The following is a 22,485-nucleotide window of genomic DNA, read 5'->3' on the forward strand; positions in this document are numbered from 1 at the left end:
AACAGGGGCGTTTATTTTTCAAACGAGTAAGTTAGGAATTTATTCCGTTGAAGAAACCGGCTTGTTGAAACGGATAAAGAAAGAGATAAGAATGTTGAATGGCCGCAAATCTTTCATCAACTCATTCTTATCTCTTTTGCCGGTGTCGAATGTCTTATTTGTCTTCCGGCATCTTCGTGGGCGGCAAGGATTTAAGATAATTGTAAATCGCTTTCAATTCATCGTCACTCATGCGGCCGAACGATTCCCAGGGCATGTGACTGTATTTAATCAGCTTGCCCATGCGAAAACGTTTGATGAACATTTCCTGCGTCCAGTTCGTGATGCGGCCGGTTTCCGGATCGGGTGTGAGATTGGGCGTGATTAGCGTAGGCACTCCTTTTTCTTCAAACTTGTTTCCGCCTGCCAGCGGTGCACCCACAAAATTGCCGATGCCGTCTCGTTTGGTGTGGCATTCGTTACAGTTGGCCACGGCCATCACCAGGTGGCGTCCGTAAGCTGCGGTCGTATCCGGCGCGATTGCTTCTTTAATGCGCTCCGTGGGTCCTTGTGGTTTAATCAAAAATGCTTTGATCATCTTGCCCATAAAATTGTAATCGTGATCCGGCACGGCATTGCGTACCGGCTTGGTGGAACGCAGGTAAGAAACGATCGCAGTTAAATCGTCATCACTCATGTTTTGAAAGGGCATGAAGGGCAGCACCGCTTCGCCGTTTGGTTTTACGCTGTGTCGCAGCACACGGGCAATTTCACCATCGGTATAACGGCCAATGCCGGTAACGGAATCAGGCGTAAGATTTCGGGTATAAAAAGTTCCGAAAGGAAGTTTGAACGGAACGCCGCCGCTGAGCGAAGGCTCTTGTTCAAGCTTTAATAAAGAGTCAACGTTCTTTACGGTGCTGTGGCAGTCAACGCAGTGAGCGGGGCCTAAAACAAGATGGCGTCCTTTTGCGATTACGGCTGAATCAGTTGAAGCTTTCACAGCCGGGTAAGGCGCTTCGTATTTTACGTGTTGACGAAGAAATGCGGTTGTTACAAGGCCCGCAAGGAGCAGCAGGATAACAATTCCTGTCCATTTTAAAATTTTAATGATCATGGCCCGATGGTTTTGGTGCTCAAAACTATCGGCCTAAAACAGAGATTGTTTTACGTATTGGCTGAATTGAGAAACGGGCCGTGTGAACTGCAAAACTCCGCGCAAAAAAAATCCTCCCGCGCAGCAGGAGGATAATGATTATGGAAGGCGTTTGTTGTTTTCTTTTTCGCTGTTTCACCGGAGTATGGACGCCTTTGGCTTTCCAGGTATTGGACGGCTTAACGGATAAATTGGATGCTTACACGAGCTTTTCAAGGATTGGATTCGGTATGCGTAAGGGAGAAAAGAAGAAGTTGACTGATACTGGATTTCAATTGGTTTTTCGGTTGGATTTCGGATTCTAAAAAACTTACTGGACGGTATTTTAGGACTTGGATGGGATTGATCAGTGAATCAATCAACTTCTGCTGCAAAAGTAGCTTGCCCCACCACGCTCATCAAGAGCGAAACTGCCCATTTTAAACAGCCTAAATTTTACGGAAACGGCTCGTAGATTAACGAAGGCTGCGTAGAAACCCTACGCATTGGGCGATAGAAAAGCTACGGAAACCAAACAAGAGAAAGAATTTTCTGCTGAACGATTGCCCCAGAATTTCCGACCATTTTTTTCAAAGCCGTGCAATCCGGGTTTAAAAAGAAAAAGGGCTGGATGGAAATCCTGCCCCGTTTTAAAATCCAATATCCTATGAAAAACCGAGGCTAAACTAAAGGGCAAAAACGGATTTTGCAAGCGACTCCCAAAAAATAAAAGAGAATCCAACAAAGTTTAACATTCACGGGCTTTTACGCAATGCATTCGCAGAAGCATCCGGGAGACTTAACGCTGCGGAAAACGCAGGTTGCAAATGCCGGAAACGGTGGCCCGGTTTTTCACGCAGATTTTGTAAAATTTTCGATGGACAAAAACCGGTTGGAAGAAGTTGCCGCATTTCTGCGCGAGCACCGCAGCAACGAAAGCAATTTTGAAACGCTTTACAAAAAGCTGCAACAAGAAATGAAGGATGAAAGTACGGACACAAACTATGCAGCAGCCTTGCACGAAGCAAACGAAAAAGCCGCGGTGTACCGCAAAGCGAAAGAAACCGGCGGCACGGCCTGGCCCGAGTTTGAAAACTTTGTCAGCGATTTTGAAAAAGCGGTAACCGAAGCAGCAAAGGCGGCAGACTGATTCGACGTTGATCTTTTAACCATCCTTAACCTGTTGTGCATTGCGTCATGACGGCAACTGAACCAAACTTTCTTATCTTGAGGGCTTCCAAATTTTATCTGCATGAAAAAAGTTATTCTCTTTTCTCTCTTTGTTTTGCTGGTAACAGCTTTTCAGTTTTGTCATTCGTCTAAACAGGCGCAAGGCGCTGTAGCCAAGGTATCGTATGCGGCCAATGTTCAACCCATTATTCAGGCCAATTGTTCGCCTTGCCACATTGCCGGCCAGGGACGTGCAAAAGCGCTGAACTCTTACGATGCGGCTAAGGCCAACATTGACGACATGCTTACACGGGTCAATAAAAATCCAGGTGAAAAAGACTTTATGCCCATGCGCCATCCAAAGCTGGCGGATACAACCATTGCCGTTTTGGCAAGATGGAAGGAAAGTGGCTTGGCAGAATAATCGCTAGAACTGTTGGCAGTTGATCGTTGTTAGTTATTCGATATTTTCTTCGGCCAACCATCAACGATCAACAATCAACATTTATTAAACGACACAGTTCCATCCATACTTGTCCTCAGTTCTTCCGCTGCGAATGGCCTCCAATGCTTTTTTCAATTTATTCATAACGCTACCGTTGGTGTAGGTTGGCAAATGATACAATTCGCCGTCCACTCCGATCACACTAATTGGAGCAACTACAGCCGCTGTGCCGGCACCGAACGCTTCTACCGAACAGCCGTCGTCAAGCGCTTTTACAATCTCACTAATGCTGATTTTTCTTTCTTCGGTTTCGATGCCCAAGTCTTTGGCAATCGTAAGCAAAGAATCTCTTGTGATGCCGTCCAGGATTGAATCGCTCAACGGCGGCGTAATGAGTTTTTCATCTATCACGAAAAGTAAATTCATCGTGCCGCTTTCTTCGATGTACTCGTGTTCAAAAGCATCCATCCACAACACGTTGTCGAATCCTTCTTCCCTTGCTTTTTGCGTTGCATAAAACGCACCGCCGTAATTGCCTGCGCACTTTGCATAACCCACGCCGCCTTTTGCCGCGCGGATGTAATGACGCTCCACTTTTACTTTAATTGGTTTTTGATATAACGTAGAAACAGGGCCGGTCATGATGATGAGCGTGTATTCGTCCGAAACTTTCACGCCAAACTTTGCTTCGCTGGCAAATACTAACGGACGAATGTAAAGCGCCACGTCTTCGCCTTCGGGAACCCAGTCTTTGTCCACGCTTACCAATTGCTGTAAAGCCGTTGCAAAAAGCTCATACGGAATAGGCGGCATGCACATTCTGTCCAACGATGCGTTGATGCGTTGGTGATGTTTTTCGATGCGAAAGATATTGATGCGGCCGTCTTTCATGCGAAAGGCTTTCATGCCTTCAAAGACGCTTTGGCCGTAATGCAGCGCAAGCATCGTGGGCGCAACGGAGATGTTTTGAAAGGGCTTGATTTGCGGGTCTTGCCATTCGCCATTTTTGTACTGGCAAATGAACATGTGATCGGAAACGTACCGGCCGAAGGGTAGGTTTTTCCAATCCACTTCGTGAAGAACCGAATGCGTTGTCCCTTTTACCGGGATGTCGAAAATTGCTTCCATGTTGTTTGATTTAAGCGTGAACAGAAGAGACTTTATCCAATTCGATTTCCATTTTAATATTCGCCCGTTTGTACAAATGATTGTCCATCGGCACTTCTACAAAACCAAGCTTGCGGTAAAGATTTATAGCCGGCGCCAGCGTGGTTTGCGAATACAGCGATACTTTCTTTGCGCCCAATTCTTTGGCCTTCTCAAGGGCCGCATAACTCAAGGCTTCGCCAATGCCTTTGCGCTGAAAGGCTTCGTCCACGGCCATCTTGGCAAACTCGTATTCATCATCGCTTATCTTGATCAAGGCAACCGTACCCGCAACGACGTCGTTGTAAGTTGCCATGAGTATTGCACCGCCTTTTGCAAGTATGGCTTCGTGCGGATTTTCCAACACCCATTTGTCAAGTTCTTCCAACGCAAAATATTTTTCAATCCAAGCTTTGTTCAGGCTTGCAAAATGATAAGCGTGTTCGGCTCTGTACGGTATAATCTTAACGGGTGACACGTTGTTGCTTTTTAAATTCTTTGTTTACCAAATACACGCCGCCGAGTGTTATCAACGTTCCCGTAACAACATTCAAACTCATGTGCTCTTTTAAGATCAGCCAGCCCAAAAAAATAGCGACGATGGGATTGATATACGCATAGATGGAGACTTGCGTTGGCGGCAGTTTGCTTACGGCAAACACGTAAGCCGAATAGGTTAACAATGACCCGACGATGATCAGGTAAAGCAAGCCCCAAAGTGCACTGCTGTTGGTTTCCATTAAGTTTACGTACTTGCCCGAAAAGCCACACACGCTTAGCACGATGATGCCGGAGATGAGCATTTGCAAGCCAACGGAAAAAAGAATATCCGTCTTAGGTCTATAACGCGAAGCGAAGACGGTACCAAAGGACCACGACGTAGTAGCGATCAACGCCAGGCCGATGCCGAAGGCGTACTTGCTGTTCAGAAGTTGCGCGAAGTGTTCGTAGAAAATGGTAACGATGCCGCCAAAGCCAAGCAGCAAACCGAGTATCATGTGCGCTGTGAAACGGGCAAAGCGCAGGAGCAAAATGCTGAACAGCGCAACGAACAGGGGCATGAGCCCGGCAATGATGGCGGCCAGTCCGCTGTCAATGAATTCAAGCGACCAGGTAAGCAAACCTTGACTGATGCACAAGAGCAACACGGCCTGCACGGTAATCTTCAGCAAGGATTTTTTATCGGGCCATGCGTAGCCGGTGCCTTTAAAATAACCAACCATCAGGAGTCCTGCTACGGCCTGCCGTACGCCGGCTACAAAAAGCCCGGGCATGTAATGCGCACTAATCTTTGAAGCGAGATAAGTGGTGCCCCAAAAGAAACTGACCATTGCCAACGCGATGTATGCCTTGCGTGTTTCCTTTTTCATAACAGCACAAAATTCTTTTTTACATTTGAATTAGAACAGATGCAGATTTTTTATTTTCGACTGCATCAGATTGCTGCGTGAGGGATAGAAGCGAATACCCCGCTGACGGTCCTGCGAGGGGCCTTGTGGCGGAGTAGCAGCGGATAGCCCGGCCCTTTGCCGTCGTGCGTTTGTCACCCTGAGCTTGTCGAAGGGTTGTGCGCCGGCAACGGCAACGGGACACGCCCAACGAAATTAACATACGTGCAGCGGTAACAATTTACAACAAGCAACCACTCATAACCACAAAGCACAAATTACAAACCACAAACAATGAAAACGCCGACGCTTCCCGACCATAAGTATCTCCAAATCGCCGACGGCATTGAATCGCTCATCAACACCGACGTGCTCCGCATTGGCGACAAGTTGCCCTCCGTGCGCACACTGGCTGAAGACTACAACATCAGCACGGGCACGGCCTTTCAGGCTTATTATCATCTCGAAGGCAAGGGGCTGATTGAATCGCGGCCCAAAAGCGGCTATTACGTGCGGTTTAATTACAAACGTTTTCCGGCGCTGCCCAAATCGGTGCAACCCGATGCGCACCGGCACGCCGTTAGCGTAAAGGACGTTATCGCCGACATTTACAGCGACATTGCCGCGGCCATCAAATGGAATTTTGCCCGCGCCGTTCCCGATCTTTCCCTGCTGCCCACAAGCAAATTAAACAAGGCCGTGGTGCACACACTGCGGCATCACAAAGACCACGGCATTGGTTACGAACACACGCAAGGCAACCCCGAATTGCGCAAGCAGATTGCGAAACTTGCCTTCAACTGGGGCGGCAAAGTAAAGCCCGAAGAAGTTGTTGTAACCAACGGATGTTTGGAAGCCATTACCACTTGTTTGAAAGCCGTCACCAATCCCGGCGATACCGTGGCGGTAGAATGTCCCGCTTATTTTGGCGTGTATCAAGCCATCGAAAGTTTGGGTTTGAAAGCCGTTGAAATTTCCAGTTGCCCGGTTTCGGGCCTCGACCTGCAATGCCTCGAAAAAACACTAAAAAAATTCAGCATCAAAGCGGTGTTGTGCGTGCCCAATTTCAACAATCCCTTGGGCAGTTGCATGCCCGACGCGAACAAGAAAGCATTGGTTTCGCTCATCACCAAACACAAGATCCCGCTGATTGAAGACGACATTTACGGCGAGTTGTATTTTGGAAAGAACCGTCCGAAAACCTGCAAGCATTTCGACAAGGAAGGATGGGTGATGCACTGCTCCTCGCTTTCCAAATCGCTGGCGCCGGGCTATCGCATTGGCTGGGTGTTGCCCGGAAAATTTTTTACCGAAGTGGCGCAACTAAAGCGTATTCAGAACATCAGTTCTCCCACGCTGACGCAGGCCGCCGTTGCGCATTTTTTGCAGCACGGCCGTTACGAATATCATTTAAAGAATTTGCGCAAAGCCCTGCACACGCAGTGCCTGCGCTACAGCGGTTCCGTCATCGAACATTTTCCGCCTGACACGAAAATTTCGCGGCCGCAAGGCGGCTTCGTGTTGTGGGTAGAATTGCCCGGCAACGTGGACGTATTCCGTCTGCGCAGCGACGCGGTGAAGCAAGGCATTGCCGTTGTGCCGGGAAAAATATTTTCGGCTTCGTGCGATTATGAAAACTGCTTGCGCATCTCCTTTGGCAAACTCTGGAACGAAGACGTTGACGTAGGCTTGAAGTTGCTGGGTGATTTGGTGAAGAAAGCAACGAAGTAGGCTTGTGGTTTGTCGTTGGTGGTTTGTGGTTGCGTGATATGCGCAGATGCTTTCTTCAAATGTTGCTTTACTAGAGTCTCACTCGCAGCGCTGTCACCCTGAGCCAAGCCTGTCCTGAGCTTGTCAAAGGATCGAAGGGTCGCAGCGCAGGCTGTTTGAATTGAGACTCTTAAGTGCCCGGCTTCGCTCAGCCTGACAGTCTTTTCTATTACGATTGTCTTTCTATTTTACATTTTAAATTCATCATTTTAGATTTTACATTTCAACCTCTTCTTTCCCGGAATGCTTTATTTTGCCGCGTCCAAACAAAAACCATGAAAGGCCTGACATCGCTGCTTCTTCTTTCTTTCGTTCTGCTTTCGTCAACGGTAGGTGCGCAAAGCCCCAAACCCGACACCGTGAAAGTGGGCGTTTACGTCACCAGCATTCACAACATAGATTTTAAGCAAAAAGAATACGCCATCAGCCTTTGGCTGTGGCTGAAGTACAGGAAAAAAGAATTTAATTTTTTGCAAAACCTCGAAATACCGCAAGCCAAAACGGTGGACCGCTCCTTTGCCGTGGTGGACAGTTCAAAGCCCGAAATCTACGTGCAAATGAAACTGCAGTGCGTGATGAAAGACAACTGGAAGATCAGCAACTTTCCCTTCGACCGGCAAACGCTGCGCTTCTCCATCGAGAACTCGCAGTTTGATTCAAAGGCCTTGGTTTTTGTGCCCGACACGGTAGGAGCGCATTACGATGCCCGCTTTGCCCTCAACGGCTGGCACATTGATAGCTGCTTGTTAAGCACCGGCAACCGCGTTTACGAAACCGGCTTTGGCGACGAAACCTTAGCCAAACCGCACAGCGAGTACAGCGCCTTTCGCCTGCGCATGAGCATTACAAGAGATGCCGGTGGATTGTTCTGGAAAATGTTCCTCGGCATGTACATCGCTTTTCTCATTGCCTACGTTTGCTTTTACATTCATTCCGACGGCATGGACTCGCGGTTTGGCCTTAGCGTGGGTTCGCTCTTTGCCGTTATTGGCAACAAATACATTATTGATTCTTCGCTGCCTGAATCTACTTCCTTCACGCTGGTGGACACCTTGCACGGTCTTACGCTCTTTGCCATTTTTCTCATCATCACGGCCACGGCTTATTCGCTGCTGTTGGTAAAGCGCAACGAACTGCGCAAGGCCAGGCGCTTTGACATGATCACGGCGCAAGTGGTGTTGGTGGTTTACTTAGCGGCCAACGGGTATTTTATTTGGCAGGCAAGCAGGGGATAGAAGCAGAGAATTTTTATGAACCAGAAGCCAGTGCGACTATGAAGCTTCCGTTGCGTCGCACTCTTGTGCGCTTGGTAAGACTGCTCAACAATTTTCAGCAAGGTCAATAGATTTATAGCTGCTCAAACGAACAAATCAATAATTTACACAGCATTGGATTTATGCTTACCCCAAAATATTTCTGTTTGACTAGGAAAGAAAAAATACTAGATGACGATGTTGAAAAAATAATATCAAAAATCAAGAAAGACTTTTTCAAGCCAGTTAATGCTTATAAAACCACCATATTCTTATGCGGTGGAGCATTAGATAAAGCTAATGTCAGAACTGAAGTGGCTAATGCTTTCTCTGACTGGTGGAGTATCATGGAATATGATGTTATTTATCCGGAAGATATTTTTGATGAACTGCTATATAATCCGCAAGGGAAGGATTTACTTTCTTTAGAAAATTTACTTGCCGAAAGTGTTGATGTAATTTTAATAGTACCAGAGAGTCCGGGTTCATTTGCTGAATTAGGAGCTTTTGCTAATACTGAAAGCCTTCGGAGCAAGATAATTTGCCTAGTAGATGAGAAATATAAAAAAGACAAAAGCTTTATAAATCAAGGTCCGATCAAACTTGTTAAAAAAGCAAATAAAAACTCGGTCATATATTTAGACTATAGTTCCTTAAGCAAATCTTTTAAAGAGATAAAATCTGCTATTAAAAGGATTAAGTTGACTAGTACCAAAATAGAGGACAAAATCAACCTACTTCATTTAGAGCATTTTCTCTTACCCATCATATATTTATTCGATATTATTACTAAGGAAAGGCTCATCGACTTTGTTTCAAAAGCGAATGATGATAAAGTGAACTCTGTACAAGCAACCACGATAGCCCTGACAATTTTAAGTAAAAAGAAGCTTATTGAGTTGACGCCAAATGGCTATAAGTTAACAGTATCAGGATTGGAAAAATTTATAAATCTTCGTAAAACGAAAGACAGAATAAAAACGCACAATGAGACAATTGCATTAGATAACTTAAGGCTTGAGATAATGAACTTAAATTATAGGAATAAAAAATTAAAGGTCTAGGGAACGTATTTTTAGACACTTCGGTGAGTGAATGTTGTTCCAGCATTCGAGTTTAAAACTAACCATTATAATCACGAATTTTTGATACAAATCCAGTTGGTTTATATCAAAACTTCGTTCAAATGTAAAGTAGTAAAAATCTTCCCGGACCTTTATTTATATGAGCAAGTCGGATAAGTTTAAACTTAGTATGGCTGGGTTGCCTGTAATGGAAAATTTAAATGACTTTTCTAGACTTACTCATATCTCTAACTATACTTTATTTCAGCTTTCGAAATACTCGGATAAATACTATAAACACTATTACATCCCTAAAAAAAGTGGCAAACCAAGGCTAATAAGTCAGCCTTGCAGAAAACTGAAAGGGATTCAATCATGGATTCTAAATAATATACTTGATAAACTTTGCGTCTCGAATTCTTGTAAAGGTTTTTCTAAAGGAACATCTATAATAGATAATGTTGATCCTCATAAGCATTCTAGCGTAGTACTCACCATTGACATAAAAGATTTTTTTCCGAGCATTAGAAGAGACAAAGTCTATAATATTTTCAAGGCTATTGGATACAATAAGTTTATGTCCACCATTTTTACGAATTTGTGCACTTGTAATGGTGCACTACCGCAAGGTGGGCCATGTTCGCCGAAGTTGGCTAATCTAAGTGCTTGGACTTTAGATGTTAGGATTCAAGGATATGTTGGAAGACGTGGGATAACTTATACACGTTATGCAGATGATTTGACTTTTTCTACAACAAACCCACAAAAATTAATAAAACGTATTTCAACAATTACTTCAATAATCGAGGATGAGAAACTTCATATAAATCCATCTAAAACCAGAATTGCGGGATCAGCGAGAGCGAGAAAGGTTACGGGTTTAATTATAACTAATGAAAGTTTTGGCATAGGCAGACAAGTCTATTTAAAGGTCAGGGCAAAAATTCATCATCTTACCCTTAACCGTGAGCAAAAGAATTTTGACTTGATTAATGAAGTACAGGGCTGGTTAGCATATTTAAAAAATGTAGATAAATTGAGATACAAGAAGGCTGCAGATTACATTAGGAGTTTGAAGGAAAAATATCCAGCTACTCTTATTAGCCAAATCATACTTCCGCCATTAATTCTTGAAGTCGCAACTGTGATCACAGCTGTTGAATGATAAACACTAAAAGTCCTATCAATTTTATTGACCTTTAAAGGTCAATAAAATTGATAAGGTTTAATAGATCTTGCTATGTAAATAGATTATTCTTTAACCTGTTTGATTAGTAGCTTGATACCTTGAGGCAGAACTGTTCAGTCATGAAACCCCTAACTTTTCTTTTCTCCACTCTTCCTCAACCTTGACCGTCATGAACGAACACCTCAAAGACGCCATCCGCATTCTCCAAAAGTGATATAGCCTTTGTTGAAAAGCTTCTTTCGCCGTCCGGTGGCTCGCATTACTTGGAAAACATTTCGCTCATTTAGGTATCCGTTCAACATAACGACGGGCCGTTTTGCCGTGCATTATCCTTCTTCAATCGATTAGTTCATCGCCTGCCTTTTGCCTGAGCGTTTCGGAAAGTATTTTAGGAACCAAATCGTGTACACTATGCAAGACGAAGAAATCAGGATGTTCGCATTGTTTGAAATGACGCCTGATCTTGTTTGCATCGTGAACAAAGAAGGATACTTCCTAAAGATCAATCCTGCCGTTTCGCAAAAACTGGGTTACACGGAAGCAGAACTGAAGGCCGTTCCCGTTTCCACTTTTATCCACCCCGACGACAGGGAACTGACGGCCGGCAAAAGGGCCAAGCTGCTGAACAATCACCCCTTGCTCAATTTTCAAAATCGCTACCTCACCAAAGGCTGCGAAACCGTCTGGCTCGAATGGACGTCAATCTACCTGCCCGCGAAGGAAATTGTATTTGCCATTGCAAAAGACATTACGGTGCACAAGCAAAAGGAACGGGAACTACAGGAAAACTACGCACGGTTCCGGCAGCTTGCCACGCATTTTAAAAACCACATCGAAAACGACCGTGAGCAGATGGCAACGGGTCTTCACGAGGACCTGGCGCAACTGGCAACGGCCGTAAAAATGGAAACGGAATGGCTTTCGGCACAGGCGCTATCGCCTTTGTTGGCTGGACGGCTGGAAAAGCTTTCCCAAACCACCAACCGGCTGGTCAACAACATCCGTCGAATAGCCTATTCCTTTGGCCACGCAAATATCGCCGACCTTGGCCTCGACGATGCGCTGGAATCGCTGTGCACGGAGTTTTCAGCCCTCACCGGTATTCGCTGCCGGTACAAAAGCAGCTTTAGCGAAACCGTTCTTTCTTACGAAATAAAGCTGGACATCTACCGGGTTTGCCAGGAAGCCTTGCTGAACATCATGCAGCACGCAGAGGCAAGCCTTGTTACCGTCTGCCTTAAGCACGACGGAAGTCGTTGCCTGCAGCTTTCCATTGCCGACAACGGCAAGGGCTTTGATCTGCAAGCCACGGCGCCGGCTACCGGGCTTGCCAACATGCGTGGCCGGGCCTTGTCTATCAACGGCCACTTGTCAATTACCAGCAACAAGGAAGGAACAACCGTAGAATTGGCGATTGCCTCTGCCTCTTTGTTTAGCGATCATCACAACAGCAAAGAACACCGGTATAGCGACGCTTGAAATTAAGCCGGGCTTTCGCCGATGCGTCGGACAACTCTTTCCTGTTTGCGCTCTTTTCACCGTTAATCGATTCTTTGATTTTTTGGCGCGGGCCTGCGTTGGCAACTCCATTACGCAAACCCTAACTTTTCTTTTCTTCACTCTCCCTTCACCTTTGCCCTCATGAACGAACACCTCCACGACGCCATCCGCACCCTTTCCAAAGGCGATACCCGCTTTGCCGAAAGCTTCTTTCGCCGCCCCGGCGGCCGTCGTTACCTGGAAAACATTTCGCTCATTCTTCTCCACACGCTTCTTCCGAATGCCACCGAAAAAGAAGCCATGTACCAAGGCTTTGTGCAAGTGCTCGACAACATGGAAGAACGCATCCTTCACCAACTGAAGGGCGAAGAGATAGTGGAAGAAGCGCTGCACGGTTCCTGACCTATAAAGTCAAACGCTGTAACGATTCTGCGCAATGCAAAAACCTGTCAAACGAAATTTGGCAGCCGCTTCCTCAATCCAAATACTTCAACACCATCACCCAAATTGGGTTGCTGTGCGTTTCCGTTAGCACAAAGGCGCTTTCGCCCACGGTCTCAAATCCCTGTTTTTCGTAAAAGCGAACAGCCCTTTCGTTCTTCTTCCATACGTCGAGCCACATGCCTTTATCGCCCTGTGCCTTCGATAAGGCCACGGCTTTTTCCAGCAAGCGGTGTCCGAGTTTTTTGTCGTAATAATCGCTCAGCAAATAGAGACGTTCCAGTTTGGTTACCGGCTGTAATTGCACCGCCGGATGCGGTTCGTTAAAGATGATTTTGGAATAACCCGCAGCCTGGCCGTTATAAAAAGCGCCATAAAAAACGTTGCCTCCATCGGCCAGTTCCGCACGGCAGGTTTCCAGGCTAAAAGCTTTTTCTTTATAAGCCTGCATAACCTCTGCCGGCGCACTGTGCCCGTGCGATTCAATCAAAGTAATTCCACCAATTTCTGAAAGCAGTTCGGCATCGGCAACCGTTAAACGGCGAAGAAGGCTCATCCGGCAAAAATAACCGGTGGCCATTTGTCCACCGAACCGTTCGTCGTTCGTATCGGTGCTTTCGCCGTTGGCTCAAAACAAACGGCACACAATGCGAAACTCACCCAACAGAAAACCGGCGCACCACAAAACAACCGAACCCAAAAGAAAAAGAAAACCGAAAAGAATTCGTTTCCGCCGCGGCCAATCTTTTTGCAAAAGTGGAAGCAAAAAAGAAAGGGTCAAAGCCGCCACGCCAAAAGAAAAATAAACCGCGTTGCCCCACTCGCAGGAATGCGGGCCGCAAACAAAAACAAGAACGATCTGGAATCCTTGCAGAAGAAAATAAAGCTTGTAAGCTCTTTTTATAAAACGGAAGTTATCTCTTTCAAACCTCATCCTTTCTTGCTGGCATCTTTTTTTCAATGGCTTCTTTCTAAAACTTTTTCTATGCCCAACAGCGCAAACCGAAAGGCCGGCGACAACAAGGGCGGCACCGGTCATAAAGAAGACGTGAACAAAAAGAGGGATTCGCCAAAGCCCAATCCCGAACGTTCGGACGTAAAGCACGACACCGACAAACCCAAAACCCATCGCGGCGACACGAGCCGCTCTTCCAACCAGGGACGCAAAGAAGCATCGGGCGGCCGTGCGGAAGAATAGCCGCCGCGCAAGTTCGCTTACCGGTTAAGCAAACAACGCAAAAACAAAAGCCGTTTCCGACGGCTTTTGTTTTTATCGCACAACAGCGGGCAAAAGAAAAGCCCCGCAAAACGGGCTTACCAAACCTTGACACATCATTAGCGGTGCGAAATCAAAACACCCAACAACACGCCGGCTATGCCGCCAACGACGGCACCTGTTGCAAAGGAACCGTTGTTGTCTCGGCGGTCGCGGTCGTAAACCGGCGCAGGCCTGCCGTAACCGTAATCATTTCCTCTCTGGTCGTAGTCGTTGTTCCTTCGGTCCATGTCCTGGTAATGATCCCTGTCCTCCGTGCCGCGATTCGAAGGATAATTGTAAACGGGAGCGCCGCCGTAATTCCGTCCGTGATCGTTGTTCATCACCACGTCGTTGTTGCGCTGACTGTAACCGTTGTTGTCCCTGTCGTTGTTATGACCGCCTTGCGCAAACACGGCGGTAAAAGAACCAACTGTGAGCAAGAGTGTAAAAAGCTTTTTCATGATTGTGTTTTTAAAGCGTAATGGAATGTATATAAGAAGGCGTTCGGCCTTCGCTGTTTAAACACATCAACCGGCACACGTAGATGGATTTTGCCCTTTCGTCGCAAGAGATTAGACAGGGCTTTCGGCGAAGACGTCACCGCAGGATTTGCACCCTTTTTAGCTGCGTTGTTTACGGCTCGCCGTTGGTAAATGCGGTTTCGTTTTAAGCGCAGTTTGAAAGAATAAAAAACCGCTGCGCCGTTCCTGCATCACTTTTGCAACAAAGAATCATTATGCAAAAACGCCTTTCTGATATTCCTGTTTCTGTTCTCGACCTTGCCACCATCACGCAGGGACAAACACCCGCCGACGCTTTCAAACGCAGTTTGGAATTAGCGCAGGAAGCCGAAGGCCTCGGCTTTCTCCGCTACTGGTTTGCCGAGCACCACAACATGGAAAGCGTGGCCAGTGCGGCAACTTCTGTGCTGATTGGTTATGTTGCCGGTGGTACAAAAATTATTCGCGTAGGCGCCGGTGGCATCATGCTGCCCAACCATGCGCCGCTGGTGATTGCCGAACAGTTTGGAACGCTGGAAGCGCTTTATCCGCACCGCATTGATCTTGGCCTGGGCCGTGCGCCGGGCACCGATGGATTAACCGCAATGGCGCTGCGACGCAACCTGCAAAGCGCCGATAATTTTCCGTCCGATGTAATGGAGTTGATAACCTATCTCGGCCCGCGTGACGAAGCCGCAAGGGTTCGCGCCATTCCGGGCGAAGGCAGCGACGTGCCGGTGTGGTTGCTGGGTTCAAGCACCTACAGCGCACAACTGGCAGCACACCTGGGCTTGCCCTTTGCTTTTGCGGCGCATTTTGCGCCAACGTATTTAGAAGAAGCCTTAAAACTTTGCAAACAAAATTTTCAGCCTTCGCAATACCTGCCGCAGCCTTACGCAATGGCTTGCATTAATGTGACTGCCGCCGGTACGGATGAAGAAGCAAGGCATCTCGCCACGTCATTTTATCAAGTATTCCTGGGACTCATTCGCAACAACCGCAAACCACTTCAACCGCCGGTTGACGAAGCCTTGCTCGACTGGAACGAAGCCGAACGACTGACGTTGCAACAAATGATGAAATATTCTTTCATTGGCAGCGTAGATACGGTGCAGAAAAGCTTGCAATCGTTTTTGGATAACACGAACGTGAACGAGATTATGATTGCTTCGCACATTTATGACCTGGAAGCAAAGAAGAAATCCTACAGGCTAATTGCACCGCTGTTCAACCGCCAAACGAATCGTTGACGCAACAGTGCCTTTGAACTTCAACGGGTGAACGTGTACTCCTTTGTCTTCAACAAAAACGTCCGGCTTTCGCCGGACGCTGCACACCAAACCAACAATCAATAATTCTTACGGATCTTGAACGTTCCTGATACAGTCTTTTGCTGTTGGCTGTTGCACCAATCCGCATGAAAAACTTCGCCTGTAAAACTTCCTTCTGTGTAATCGCCGATTGCAGCGGCAATTCTTGAAATGGTAAATTGTCCCTGTGCGTATTTTATTTCTTTGGGCTGACTGCAATTGTCAACGTGAAAATGAACAAAAGGCGCCACGCCGCTGATTGTATAATTAATCGAGGCTTTGCCCGTAGCACCCGGTTCGCCGTAAGCATAACTTCCTACGCCGCCGCCCCACACCGACAACTCAATGGAACGGCCGGGAAAATCGCCGATCACAGACAAAATGCCACCGGCAAGAAAAAAACGCGGATTGGTAATGCGATAAGTGTTGCCGTCTTCCTTTAGTTCAAAAAAACTTTCGTTGGCCGAAGGAGAATCGGGCAGCAACTGAACGGGTTGCACAAGCGTCATTTGCCGGATGGGCTGGCCAAGATTGTCGGTGCCCAAATTGCTGTCGTCAACTGTCGCTGTTACCACCAGGCTTTCCGCTTGCGGAATCGAAGCCGGTGCGGCATAAACCGCGTTGGCCCCCAGCGGCAGCAGCGTACCCGAAGCCGAACTTTTGCTCCAATTAATTTTTGCCCTCGTGGCAAAATCTTTGTCTTCCAGCACAGGCACTTCGTCTTTGTAGGCATCGGTACTTTCGCCGGTAAGATATTTTACAAGGCTGAACGATGCGCTTTCGCTTTTGTGCAGTTCCACCGTGCCGTTGTTTACGTTACCCGAAACCTCCAGTTCTACACGGGTTGTAAAAGTCCAGTCGCTGAAATGCGTTGTTTGCACAGAAAGAGTTTTTGCGGCCGCGTTGTGTTGAAGATTTTTGGGTTGAAAATAATAACCCGCCGCATCCTGATAGACAAGAAAAAGATAAGCCGCTTCTTCGGCCCGCACACCGGCGCCGGCATAAGAATAAACAAGCGTCACGGGCTTTTTAAATTTTGTGCCTTCGGGCAAAAGGCGGTAAGCTTTGCCTTTTGTTTGCAGCATGTTTTCTACAGATTGAATGCTGAATTCCGTTGCGGCATCTACCGCACCGGCAGGAACAGAAAGTGTGAGCCCGCCATCGGCAGATGTGAGGCTTCCGCCGGCCACACCAATGCTTTGCTTAACGGACGCGCCTGTGAGCTGACCGTGATCGCGTTTGACCTGTTCGGCAGCCGTGATACCAGGCTTTTCGGTATCACCTTTTTTGCATTGACAAAAAGCAGTAAGCAGAAGCAGGAAGCAAAGGTTTCGCAGTTGCATGGGATTGTTGTTTTTTGGGGTAAAGTTTGAGCCACAAAACTCTCTTAATAGACCAAACCGAACAACCGCACAAACGGGTGTTTTATGCCCGCAAGTTTGCAGTCTTCTAACATCAATATGTGAATTGTATCAACGCCCCCCGAACGGTTCCGGGCTCATCCGCTTTCGATGCATGATTGTTTGTACAGGCACAATTTCTGTTGACCAATTGGAGATAACCAAATTGTGAAAAACAAAACCGTAGTTTATGGCAGAGATACACGTGCAGACAAAAAAACATTCGGCCGCCGGCTCAATGTGGATCTGGATTGTGGTGGTGCTGATCATCGCCGCCGCCGTTATTTATTACCTCGTAAGCCGCAACAAAAACGCTGGCACAGCCGCGCCGCCTGCAAACACAACAAGCTTCCTTTATCATTCATCCAAAGCCGTTGCGTGGATGGATAAGCTGCAAACAAAAAATGCTACATCGTACTGCGGCTAAACAACATTCGTAAACCGAAAGCTTGCTTTCAGTAAAACAACAAAAAAATTATGGACACTACGAAACACAGGCGTCTCCAGGAGCTGGACCGCTCTGACTTTGAAGTTGCAAAAGGCGAACCGGACATTCGCGGATGGGATGTGAAGAACGGCGCCGGATTGAAGATTGGTGAAGTAGAAGAACTGATTGTGGACGCACAAAAGAAAAAAGTGCGCTACATGGTGGTGGACCTCGACGACAACGAGCTAAAGGTTGAACACCGCAAAGTGCTCATTCCAATTGGCTTGGCAGAACTGCACGAAAAAGACGACGACGTGTTGCTTCCCGTCATAACCGTTGACCACTTAAACAGCTTGCCGGTGTATGAAAAAAATCATTTGGATGAGGAAACGGAACGAAGAGTTTGCAACATCCTTGGCCGCAACACAACCGCCACGGCACAACGCATCATGAACGCAACGGAAGCAAAGCCTCAACCGGCAAAAGCAACGCAACAAGGCAAAGCAAAGGACACGGAACAAGAGGATAACTTTTACCAACACGAATACTTTCATGACGACAACCTGTACAAACACCGGTTGCACGAAGCGGGCAAACAAAAGAAAGAAGAGTCGGAATACGAGAAGGGTTTGCATCTGTGGGAATTGCGGAGCGAAGGCGGCGTCGTTCCCGGCGAAACGAGGCGACAAAGCGAACGGGAAGTAAACGAGGAAAGGCACATGGAGTTGGTGCGCAACCGCAGAAGAGAATACGAAGAGCGAAGGGGGCAGCCGGACAGGGATGATCACCGTTCGGCAGATCATCACCGCAGGGGCAAAACGATTATTGAACGAACAAGGGATGAGGGTTTGCAAGACGCACCCTGATAACAAAAGCGGCAACAAGAGCTGCCGCTTTCTTCTACACAGTTTACCGGTTCGGTTTTCCGCAATTCACTTTCGTAGTTTTCCTATTTCAGGAAGTAGAATTCCGAAAATAAATTCGGGAAATACTTGCGTTTTCGAAACCGTGCGGTTATGTTTGCGCCTGAATCAACCCCTTAAAAAACAAAACCCTTTACGAACCGTTAAACCACGTTCGTTTACCAACAACAGCATAAACTGGACATCACAATAAACCGAAGCCCTCTGTCGAGAGGGCTTTTTCTTTTTTGCAAGCAACTTGTTCAATAAGGATATGGCACTGTTTTTACCCTTGCACTCTTTCACCAAAAAGAAAAATCATGGCAAGCGATAAGGACCGCAAACAAAGCGGACAAGACAGCCCACAAAGAAGCGGGAGTGAACGCAGCGTTGGCAACCGCCAAGGCACTACGCAAACAGGCGCACAAAATTCGGGCGGTAAAAACAGCAAAGAAGACGACCGGTATACCGATGATCTTCACTCATCCGGTGACCGCACCGGCAGCAACCGCAACAAAGGCCGCTAAAAGAAAAAGCAATTTAGCCTTTGCTCTTTATTGCCTTCAGCACACGCACGGTTACGAGCAATTGTCCCAGGTGCCGCATCGTGTGTTCGGCTGCGTGAAACAACAAGCCTTGCACCGTCGAGGGCAAGGCTTTTCTTCCTACCGTTCGAACGTTCGTCAAACTTGATTCATCTGTGCTTTTCAATTGTTGCAAAGTGCGTTGCACGCTTTCTTCAAGTTTTGCAATCAATTCGCCAACGGAGTGTTCTTGCGGTTCGCTTTCTTTTTTTAAATAAGCCAATTGATCGCTGCTTAACTGTTCTCCTTTTGCATAAGCACCCAAGCGGTCAAGCACGCCGCTGATGTGCAGGAGATGAAAGCCGGGCGAAGCCACACCGGCCGGCCGTTCCCACAACAGTGCATCCGGAAAATCTTTCAGCAGCGTTTTGATTTCCTCCACCGCCTGCAGCAAAGCGTGTGCGGCCGGTTGCAACAAAGAAGGAATGCCGTCCACCGGTCCGCGCAACCATACTTCGGGTAATGTTTCAGCCATTGTTCAAAAATTAGAAGCCTTAAAATTACTTCTTTCTTTTTCGGCAACCCGCTTGCCGCGGGCTTCTTACATTTGGCGCTTACACAAAACAAAGCCACCATGCGTTGCGACGTTTGCTGCATCGGTCACATTACCCTGGACAAGATTGTTACGCCGGAATCAACGGTTTACATGTCCGGCGGTACCGCTTTTTATTTTTCACACGCCATTGCCGGCCTTGATGTGAACTATTTGCTGGTTACAGCACTTGCCGATAGCGAACAAAGCGCCGTAGCAGCTTTGCGGGATCAAGGGGTTGCGGTGGAAAGGCTGCCTTCGGAACACACCGTGTTTTTTGAAAACCGCTACAACCAAAGCCGCGACAAACGAACGCAAAAAGTTTTGCGGCAGGCCGACCCGTTTCGGCCCGAACAACTCACTCATCTTAACGCAAGCGTCTTTCATCTTGGGCCGTTGCTTGCAGGCGACATGTCAGCGGAAAGCATTAAAGCGCTTTCAGCAAAAGGCAGGATATCGCTTGACGTGCAAGGCCTGTTGCGAAAAGTGGAAAACGAAAACGTGATGGCCGTTGACTGGAGCGAAAAGAAAGAGGTTCTTCCTTTTGTTCATTACCTCAAAGCAAACGAAGAAGAAATGCAGGTGCTCACCGGAGAAGAAGATATCTATCAAGGTTTGGAAGCACTAGCTTCATGGGGTGTGAAGGAAGCCATTGTTACCCTGGCGGGCAACGGTTCGGTGGTGTACAGCGAAAACAAATTTTATTGCATTCCAGCTTTTGAGCCTTCGCAGGTTGAAGACGCCACCGGCTGCGGTGATACGTACATGGCCGGCTATTTATCGCAACGAATCAAAGGCGCCAACGTTCAGCAGGCCGGCGAGTTTGCGGCCGCAATGGCTACCTTGAAAATTCAATCATCGGGGCCGTTTAAGGGCACGAAAGAAGACGTGTCAGCCGTAATAAAAAAGTCCCGCAGGCACGAACCTTTTCAAAAAATAAACCAGTAAGCGCTAGAACTTCTTTACTTTATTTTCTATGCCTTATTAACGAACATTGCTGCAAGCAACGCATTCCTGTCTTTGTCTTTTTACGGTTCTTCAAAAAAGATTAACGAATGCCGTCGCGGAACATGGCATACAATTGACCCGTGGTTTCGGAAGACAATTTTTTATTGGAGAAATAAGCCTTCTTCACCATCTCGTTTACGATGCCAAACAGGTAGGAAAGCACGAGGTCCGGCGCAACGTTTTTTATTTTTTTCTTTTCGATGCCTTCTTCAATCAACGCAAACAGCGGGTTCAATGCTTTTTGTTTTTTCTTGAGGTCGGTGATGCACACAAAGGGTGAGTGATAGGATTGTTCTAAAAAAGCCGAGACATCAAAGTGCGTCATTTTGTACCGAACAATATTGATAAAAACCGTTCGCATCTTTTCTTCAAAAGATTCAGTCGCCTCCACACCCGCAAAATATTCTTTGGCTGATTTTTCGCGGCATTCGCAAAACAGCGCTTTGATCAACTCGTCCTTGTTTTTAAAATAGATGTACAGCGTACCGGTAGCAATGGACGCTTCCCGGGAAATATCGCTCATGGTAATGCCGGCCAGTCCGCGTTCTTTTACCAGGCTTAACGTAGCTTTATAGATCGCCGCAATTTTTGATTCGTCTTTTGTGCGCACGGCGCAAAAATAAATGAATAATTATTCAGTTTTACTTTACTTTGCCCTTCTTTCGCGATAGGCAACGATTCTTATCGAATGAAGACTAACGCCTGCTTGCCCAGTTTCAACACCCGAACCAAAGTTTTATGACCAGACTTGTCTCATTCGTTTTTCTATCCCTTGTCGCCTCCAGTTCGCAGGCGCAAAGTCAAAGCGATTCGCTGCTGCCCAGCGCCACGGTTGACCAATGCATTCGTTACGCACTTACGCATCAACCCATCATTCAACAGGCCGGCATTGACGAGCAGTTAACCGACCTGTCGGTGCGCAACCGCCTTGCCGACTGGTATCCGCAAATTGGCGCCAACTACAGTTTGCAGCACAACTTCCAGCGGCAAACAAGTTTCTTTAACGGCGTGGCTACACCCGTTGGCGCCACCAACACATCGGCCGCGCAATTGTATTTAAACCAGTCCATTTTTAACCGCGATGTGCTGCTGGCCCGAAGCACGCAAGGCGATGTGCGCCTGCAGGCAAGGCAGGCAACCGAGTCGCGCAAGATTGACGTGGTGGCCGGCGTGAGCAAAGCATACTATGATGTATTAACCACGCGGCAACAAATACAAGTGGCGAACGAAAACATTGCCCGCTTGCAAAAAAGCCTGAACGACGCTTATTACCGCTACACGGCCGGCGTGACCGACAAAACGGATTACAAGCGGGCACAGATAACCTTGAACAATACAACGGCTACAAAGCAGGCAAACGAAGCCGCGCTAAAAGCAAAAGTTGAATACTTAAAAAACCTGATGGGCTATCCTGTAAACGAACCGCTGAACGTAGTGTACGACAGTTTGCAAATGGAACGGGAAGTGGCTTTTGATACCTTGCAAATGCCCGAATATGCAAGGCGTATTGAATACTCGCAACTGGCCACGCAACGCCGCTTGCAGGAAGCCAACGTTCTTTATCAGCGCAATGCTTTTTTGCCAAACGTGTCGGCAACGGCAGGTTATAATTTTAATTTTCTGAACAACAATTTTGGAAAGTTGTACGCCAACAATTATCCAAATTCTTTCGTTGGTTTAACGGCCAGTGTTCCCATTTTTCAAGGTGGAAAACGAAAGATCAACGTTCGCTCCGCGCAATTGCAACTGACACGAACGGATCTTGACATTCTTAATTTGAAGAACGCCATCAACAGCCAGTTTGCAACGGCACTTGGTAACTACAAGGCAAACCTGGCAAATTACAACGCATCGAAAGCAAACGTGGCGCTGGCGCAGGAAGTGTACGACGTCATTCAGTTGCAATACAAAGCCGGCGTAAAAACTTATTTGGAAGTCATTACCTCCGAAGCCGATTTGCGCACGGCACAGATAAATTACTTCAACGCACTGTACCAGGTGCTGGCCGCCAAAGTGGATGCGGAACGGGCACTGGGCACACTCGCTTATTGATACAAACGAAAACCTTTCTTACACAACATCAT

25 protein-coding genes are annotated in these 22,485 nt (G+C 47.1%); 15 read left to right on the top strand and 10 right to left on the bottom strand.

The features are described 5' to 3' along the window. Positions 1-154: 154 nt before the first annotated feature. Positions 155-1,096 carry a c-type cytochrome gene (locus FSB75_RS14680; protein ID WP_146789027.1) on the bottom strand — a complete coding sequence of 314 codons (942 nt, stop codon included), beginning with the start codon at positions 1,094-1,096 and terminating at the stop codon, positions 155-157. Between the two features lie 790 nt (positions 1,097-1,886). Between FSB75_RS14680 and FSB75_RS14685 the strand changes: the two genes are divergently transcribed. Together FSB75_RS14685 and FSB75_RS14690 are read left to right on the top strand one after the other, a co-directional pair. Then, positions 1,887-2,264 carry a hypothetical protein gene (locus FSB75_RS14685; RefSeq protein WP_146789029.1) on the top strand — a complete coding sequence of 126 codons (378 nt, stop codon included), beginning with the start codon at positions 1,887-1,889 and terminating at the stop codon, positions 2,262-2,264. A gap of 102 nt (positions 2,265-2,366) precedes the next feature. Beyond that, entirely contained in the window at positions 2,367-2,708 is a 342-nt protein-coding gene (locus FSB75_RS14690; RefSeq protein ID WP_146789031.1) for a cytochrome c, read from the top strand. Between the two features lie 84 nt (positions 2,709-2,792). Here FSB75_RS14690 and FSB75_RS14695 read toward each other — a convergent pair whose 3' ends face one another. From FSB75_RS14695 to FSB75_RS14705, 3 genes are read right to left on the bottom strand one after another with little or no spacing between them, the layout of a single operon-like run. Next, complete coding sequence (locus FSB75_RS14695) at positions 2,793-3,857, bottom strand: branched-chain amino acid aminotransferase (RefSeq protein ID WP_146789033.1); 1,065 nt, start codon at positions 3,855-3,857, stop codon at positions 2,793-2,795. A gap of 10 nt (positions 3,858-3,867) precedes the next feature. Next, entirely contained in the window at positions 3,868-4,353 is a 486-nt protein-coding gene (locus FSB75_RS14700) for a GNAT family N-acetyltransferase (protein WP_146789035.1), read from the bottom strand. Then, the gene (locus tag FSB75_RS14705; protein WP_146789037.1) at positions 4,340-5,245 is read right to left on the bottom strand and encodes a DMT family transporter; all 906 of its coding nucleotides are present in this window, start codon (positions 5,243-5,245) and stop codon (positions 4,340-4,342) included. The genes FSB75_RS14700 and FSB75_RS14705 overlap by 14 nt, the downstream gene beginning before the upstream one ends. Before the next feature lie 312 nt (positions 5,246-5,557). Between FSB75_RS14705 and FSB75_RS14710 the strand changes: the two genes are divergently transcribed. From FSB75_RS14710 to FSB75_RS14735, 6 genes are all read left to right on the top strand, one after another. Next, positions 5,558-6,994, top strand: a complete 1,437-nt coding sequence (locus tag FSB75_RS14710; RefSeq protein WP_146789039.1) for an aminotransferase-like domain-containing protein — start codon at positions 5,558-5,560, stop codon at positions 6,992-6,994. A gap of 314 nt (positions 6,995-7,308) precedes the next feature. Next, complete coding sequence (locus tag FSB75_RS14715; protein WP_146789041.1) at positions 7,309-8,268, top strand: ligand-gated ion channel; 960 nt, start codon at positions 7,309-7,311, stop codon at positions 8,266-8,268. Between the two features lie 185 nt (positions 8,269-8,453). Continuing rightward, complete coding sequence (locus tag FSB75_RS14720; protein ID WP_146789043.1) at positions 8,454-9,350, top strand: retron St85 family effector protein; 897 nt, start codon at positions 8,454-8,456, stop codon at positions 9,348-9,350. A gap of 160 nt (positions 9,351-9,510) precedes the next feature. Beyond that, positions 9,511-10,515, top strand: coding sequence for a retron St85 family RNA-directed DNA polymerase (locus FSB75_RS14725; RefSeq protein ID WP_146789045.1), 1,005 nt, complete (start codon positions 9,511-9,513; stop codon positions 10,513-10,515). A 435-nt stretch (positions 10,516-10,950) separates the two neighbouring features. Further along, on the top strand, positions 10,951-12,018 hold the full coding sequence (locus FSB75_RS14730) for a sensor histidine kinase (RefSeq protein WP_146789048.1): 1,068 nt from the start codon (positions 10,951-10,953) through the stop codon (positions 12,016-12,018). 162 nt (positions 12,019-12,180) lie between these two features. Further along, positions 12,181-12,441 (top strand): hypothetical protein, encoded by a 261-nt coding sequence (locus FSB75_RS14735; RefSeq protein ID WP_146789050.1) that lies wholly within the window; start codon positions 12,181-12,183, stop codon positions 12,439-12,441. A 73-nt stretch (positions 12,442-12,514) separates the two neighbouring features. Here FSB75_RS14735 and FSB75_RS14740 read toward each other — a convergent pair whose 3' ends face one another. Both FSB75_RS14740 and FSB75_RS14745 read right to left on the bottom strand, forming a co-directional pair. Next, the gene (locus FSB75_RS14740) at positions 12,515-13,036 is read right to left on the bottom strand and encodes a GNAT family N-acetyltransferase (RefSeq protein ID WP_172623158.1); all 522 of its coding nucleotides are present in this window, start codon (positions 13,034-13,036) and stop codon (positions 12,515-12,517) included. A gap of 72 nt (positions 13,037-13,108) precedes the next feature. Further along, complete coding sequence (locus FSB75_RS14745; protein ID WP_146789054.1) at positions 13,109-13,414, bottom strand: hypothetical protein; 306 nt, start codon at positions 13,412-13,414, stop codon at positions 13,109-13,111. Between the two features lie 51 nt (positions 13,415-13,465). Here FSB75_RS14745 and FSB75_RS14750 point away from each other — a divergent pair, with 51 nt between their 5' ends. After that, positions 13,466-13,678 carry a hypothetical protein gene (locus FSB75_RS14750; protein ID WP_146789056.1) on the top strand — a complete coding sequence of 71 codons (213 nt, stop codon included), beginning with the start codon at positions 13,466-13,468 and terminating at the stop codon, positions 13,676-13,678. A gap of 137 nt (positions 13,679-13,815) precedes the next feature. On the opposite strand, the gene FSB75_RS14755 is transcribed toward FSB75_RS14750, so the two are convergent. Continuing rightward, positions 13,816-14,199, bottom strand: coding sequence for a hypothetical protein (locus tag FSB75_RS14755; protein WP_146789058.1), 384 nt, complete (start codon positions 14,197-14,199; stop codon positions 13,816-13,818). 275 nt (positions 14,200-14,474) lie between these two features. On the opposite strand from FSB75_RS14755, the gene FSB75_RS14760 reads away from it, so the two are divergent. After that, positions 14,475-15,488, top strand: coding sequence for an LLM class flavin-dependent oxidoreductase (locus tag FSB75_RS14760; RefSeq protein WP_172623159.1), 1,014 nt, complete (start codon positions 14,475-14,477; stop codon positions 15,486-15,488). A gap of 98 nt (positions 15,489-15,586) precedes the next feature. Here the strand turns inward: FSB75_RS14760 and FSB75_RS14765 are convergent, their stop codons facing one another. After that, the gene (locus tag FSB75_RS14765) at positions 15,587-16,891 is read right to left on the bottom strand and encodes a hypothetical protein (protein WP_146789060.1); all 1,305 of its coding nucleotides are present in this window, start codon (positions 16,889-16,891) and stop codon (positions 15,587-15,589) included. A 247-nt stretch (positions 16,892-17,138) separates the two neighbouring features. Here FSB75_RS14765 and FSB75_RS14770 point away from each other — a divergent pair, with 247 nt between their 5' ends. The 3 genes from FSB75_RS14770 (at position 17,139) to FSB75_RS14780 (ending at position 18,804) form a co-directional block, all read left to right on the top strand. Then, complete coding sequence (locus tag FSB75_RS14770) at positions 17,139-17,375, top strand: hypothetical protein (RefSeq protein WP_146789062.1); 237 nt, start codon at positions 17,139-17,141, stop codon at positions 17,373-17,375. A gap of 50 nt (positions 17,376-17,425) precedes the next feature. Next, positions 17,426-18,241, top strand: coding sequence for a PRC-barrel domain-containing protein (locus FSB75_RS14775; protein WP_146789064.1), 816 nt, complete (start codon positions 17,426-17,428; stop codon positions 18,239-18,241). A 356-nt stretch (positions 18,242-18,597) separates the two neighbouring features. Beyond that, positions 18,598-18,804 (top strand): hypothetical protein, encoded by a 207-nt coding sequence (locus FSB75_RS14780; protein ID WP_146789066.1) that lies wholly within the window; start codon positions 18,598-18,600, stop codon positions 18,802-18,804. A 13-nt stretch (positions 18,805-18,817) separates the two neighbouring features. On the opposite strand, the gene FSB75_RS14785 is transcribed toward FSB75_RS14780, so the two are convergent. Further along, positions 18,818-19,336, bottom strand: a complete 519-nt coding sequence (locus FSB75_RS14785; RefSeq protein WP_146789068.1) for a DinB family protein — start codon at positions 19,334-19,336, stop codon at positions 18,818-18,820. A gap of 99 nt (positions 19,337-19,435) precedes the next feature. Between FSB75_RS14785 and FSB75_RS14790 the strand changes: the two genes are divergently transcribed. Continuing rightward, positions 19,436-20,341 carry a PfkB family carbohydrate kinase gene (locus FSB75_RS14790; protein WP_146789070.1) on the top strand — a complete coding sequence of 302 codons (906 nt, stop codon included), beginning with the start codon at positions 19,436-19,438 and terminating at the stop codon, positions 20,339-20,341. Between the two features lie 100 nt (positions 20,342-20,441). Here the strand turns inward: FSB75_RS14790 and FSB75_RS14795 are convergent, their stop codons facing one another. Beyond that, positions 20,442-21,011, bottom strand: coding sequence for a TetR/AcrR family transcriptional regulator (locus tag FSB75_RS14795; protein WP_172623160.1), 570 nt, complete (start codon positions 21,009-21,011; stop codon positions 20,442-20,444). 128 nt (positions 21,012-21,139) lie between these two features. Here FSB75_RS14795 and FSB75_RS14800 point away from each other — a divergent pair, with 128 nt between their 5' ends. Further along, on the top strand, positions 21,140-22,453 hold the full coding sequence (locus tag FSB75_RS14800) for a TolC family protein (protein WP_146789074.1): 1,314 nt from the start codon (positions 21,140-21,142) through the stop codon (positions 22,451-22,453). Positions 22,454-22,485 lie beyond the last annotated feature (32 nt).

It is taken from the genome of Flavisolibacter ginsenosidimutans, from assembly GCF_007970805.1.
Classification (GTDB): domain Bacteria; phylum Bacteroidota; class Bacteroidia; order Chitinophagales; family Chitinophagaceae; genus Flavisolibacter; species Flavisolibacter ginsenosidimutans.

Bases quoted from the DNA above. Each gene is read 5' to 3' on its own strand.
- FSB75_RS14785 (WP_146789068.1), bottom strand. From the start codon at position 19,336: ATGGCTGAAACATTACCCGAAGTATGGTTGCGCGGACCGGTGGACGGC.
- FSB75_RS14725 (WP_146789045.1), top strand. From the start codon at position 9,511: ATGAGCAAGTCGGATAAGTTTAAACTTAGTATGGCTGGGTTGCCTGTA.
- FSB75_RS14735 (WP_146789050.1), top strand. From the start codon at position 12,181: ATGAACGAACACCTCCACGACGCCATCCGCACCCTTTCCAAAGGCGAT.
- FSB75_RS14770 (WP_146789062.1), top strand. From the start codon at position 17,139: ATGGCAGAGATACACGTGCAGACAAAAAAACATTCGGCCGCCGGCTCA.
- FSB75_RS14765 (WP_146789060.1), bottom strand. From the start codon at position 16,891: ATGCAACTGCGAAACCTTTGCTTCCTGCTTCTGCTTACTGCTTTTTGT.
- FSB75_RS14710 (WP_146789039.1), top strand. From the start codon at position 5,558: ATGAAAACGCCGACGCTTCCCGACCATAAGTATCTCCAAATCGCCGAC.
- FSB75_RS14745 (WP_146789054.1), bottom strand. From the start codon at position 13,414: ATGAGGTTTGAAAGAGATAACTTCCGTTTTATAAAAAGAGCTTACAAG.
- FSB75_RS14790 (WP_146789070.1), top strand. From the start codon at position 19,436: ATGCGTTGCGACGTTTGCTGCATCGGTCACATTACCCTGGACAAGATT.
- FSB75_RS14755 (WP_146789058.1), bottom strand. From the start codon at position 14,199: ATGAAAAAGCTTTTTACACTCTTGCTCACAGTTGGTTCTTTTACCGCC.
- FSB75_RS14680 (WP_146789027.1), bottom strand. From the start codon at position 1,096: ATGATCATTAAAATTTTAAAATGGACAGGAATTGTTATCCTGCTGCTC.
- FSB75_RS14740 (WP_172623158.1), bottom strand. From the start codon at position 13,036: ATGAGCCTTCTTCGCCGTTTAACGGTTGCCGATGCCGAACTGCTTTCA.
- FSB75_RS14760 (WP_172623159.1), top strand. From the start codon at position 14,475: ATGCAAAAACGCCTTTCTGATATTCCTGTTTCTGTTCTCGACCTTGCC.
- FSB75_RS14800 (WP_146789074.1), top strand. From the start codon at position 21,140: ATGACCAGACTTGTCTCATTCGTTTTTCTATCCCTTGTCGCCTCCAGT.
- FSB75_RS14750 (WP_146789056.1), top strand. From the start codon at position 13,466: ATGCCCAACAGCGCAAACCGAAAGGCCGGCGACAACAAGGGCGGCACC.
- FSB75_RS14690 (WP_146789031.1), top strand. From the start codon at position 2,367: ATGAAAAAAGTTATTCTCTTTTCTCTCTTTGTTTTGCTGGTAACAGCT.
- FSB75_RS14775 (WP_146789064.1), top strand. From the start codon at position 17,426: ATGGACACTACGAAACACAGGCGTCTCCAGGAGCTGGACCGCTCTGAC.
- FSB75_RS14705 (WP_146789037.1), bottom strand. From the start codon at position 5,245: ATGAAAAAGGAAACACGCAAGGCATACATCGCGTTGGCAATGGTCAGT.
- FSB75_RS14780 (WP_146789066.1), top strand. From the start codon at position 18,598: ATGGCAAGCGATAAGGACCGCAAACAAAGCGGACAAGACAGCCCACAA.
- FSB75_RS14730 (WP_146789048.1), top strand. From the start codon at position 10,951: ATGCAAGACGAAGAAATCAGGATGTTCGCATTGTTTGAAATGACGCCT.
- FSB75_RS14685 (WP_146789029.1), top strand. From the start codon at position 1,887: ATGCATTCGCAGAAGCATCCGGGAGACTTAACGCTGCGGAAAACGCAG.
- FSB75_RS14695 (WP_146789033.1), bottom strand. From the start codon at position 3,857: ATGGAAGCAATTTTCGACATCCCGGTAAAAGGGACAACGCATTCGGTT.
- FSB75_RS14715 (WP_146789041.1), top strand. From the start codon at position 7,309: ATGAAAGGCCTGACATCGCTGCTTCTTCTTTCTTTCGTTCTGCTTTCG.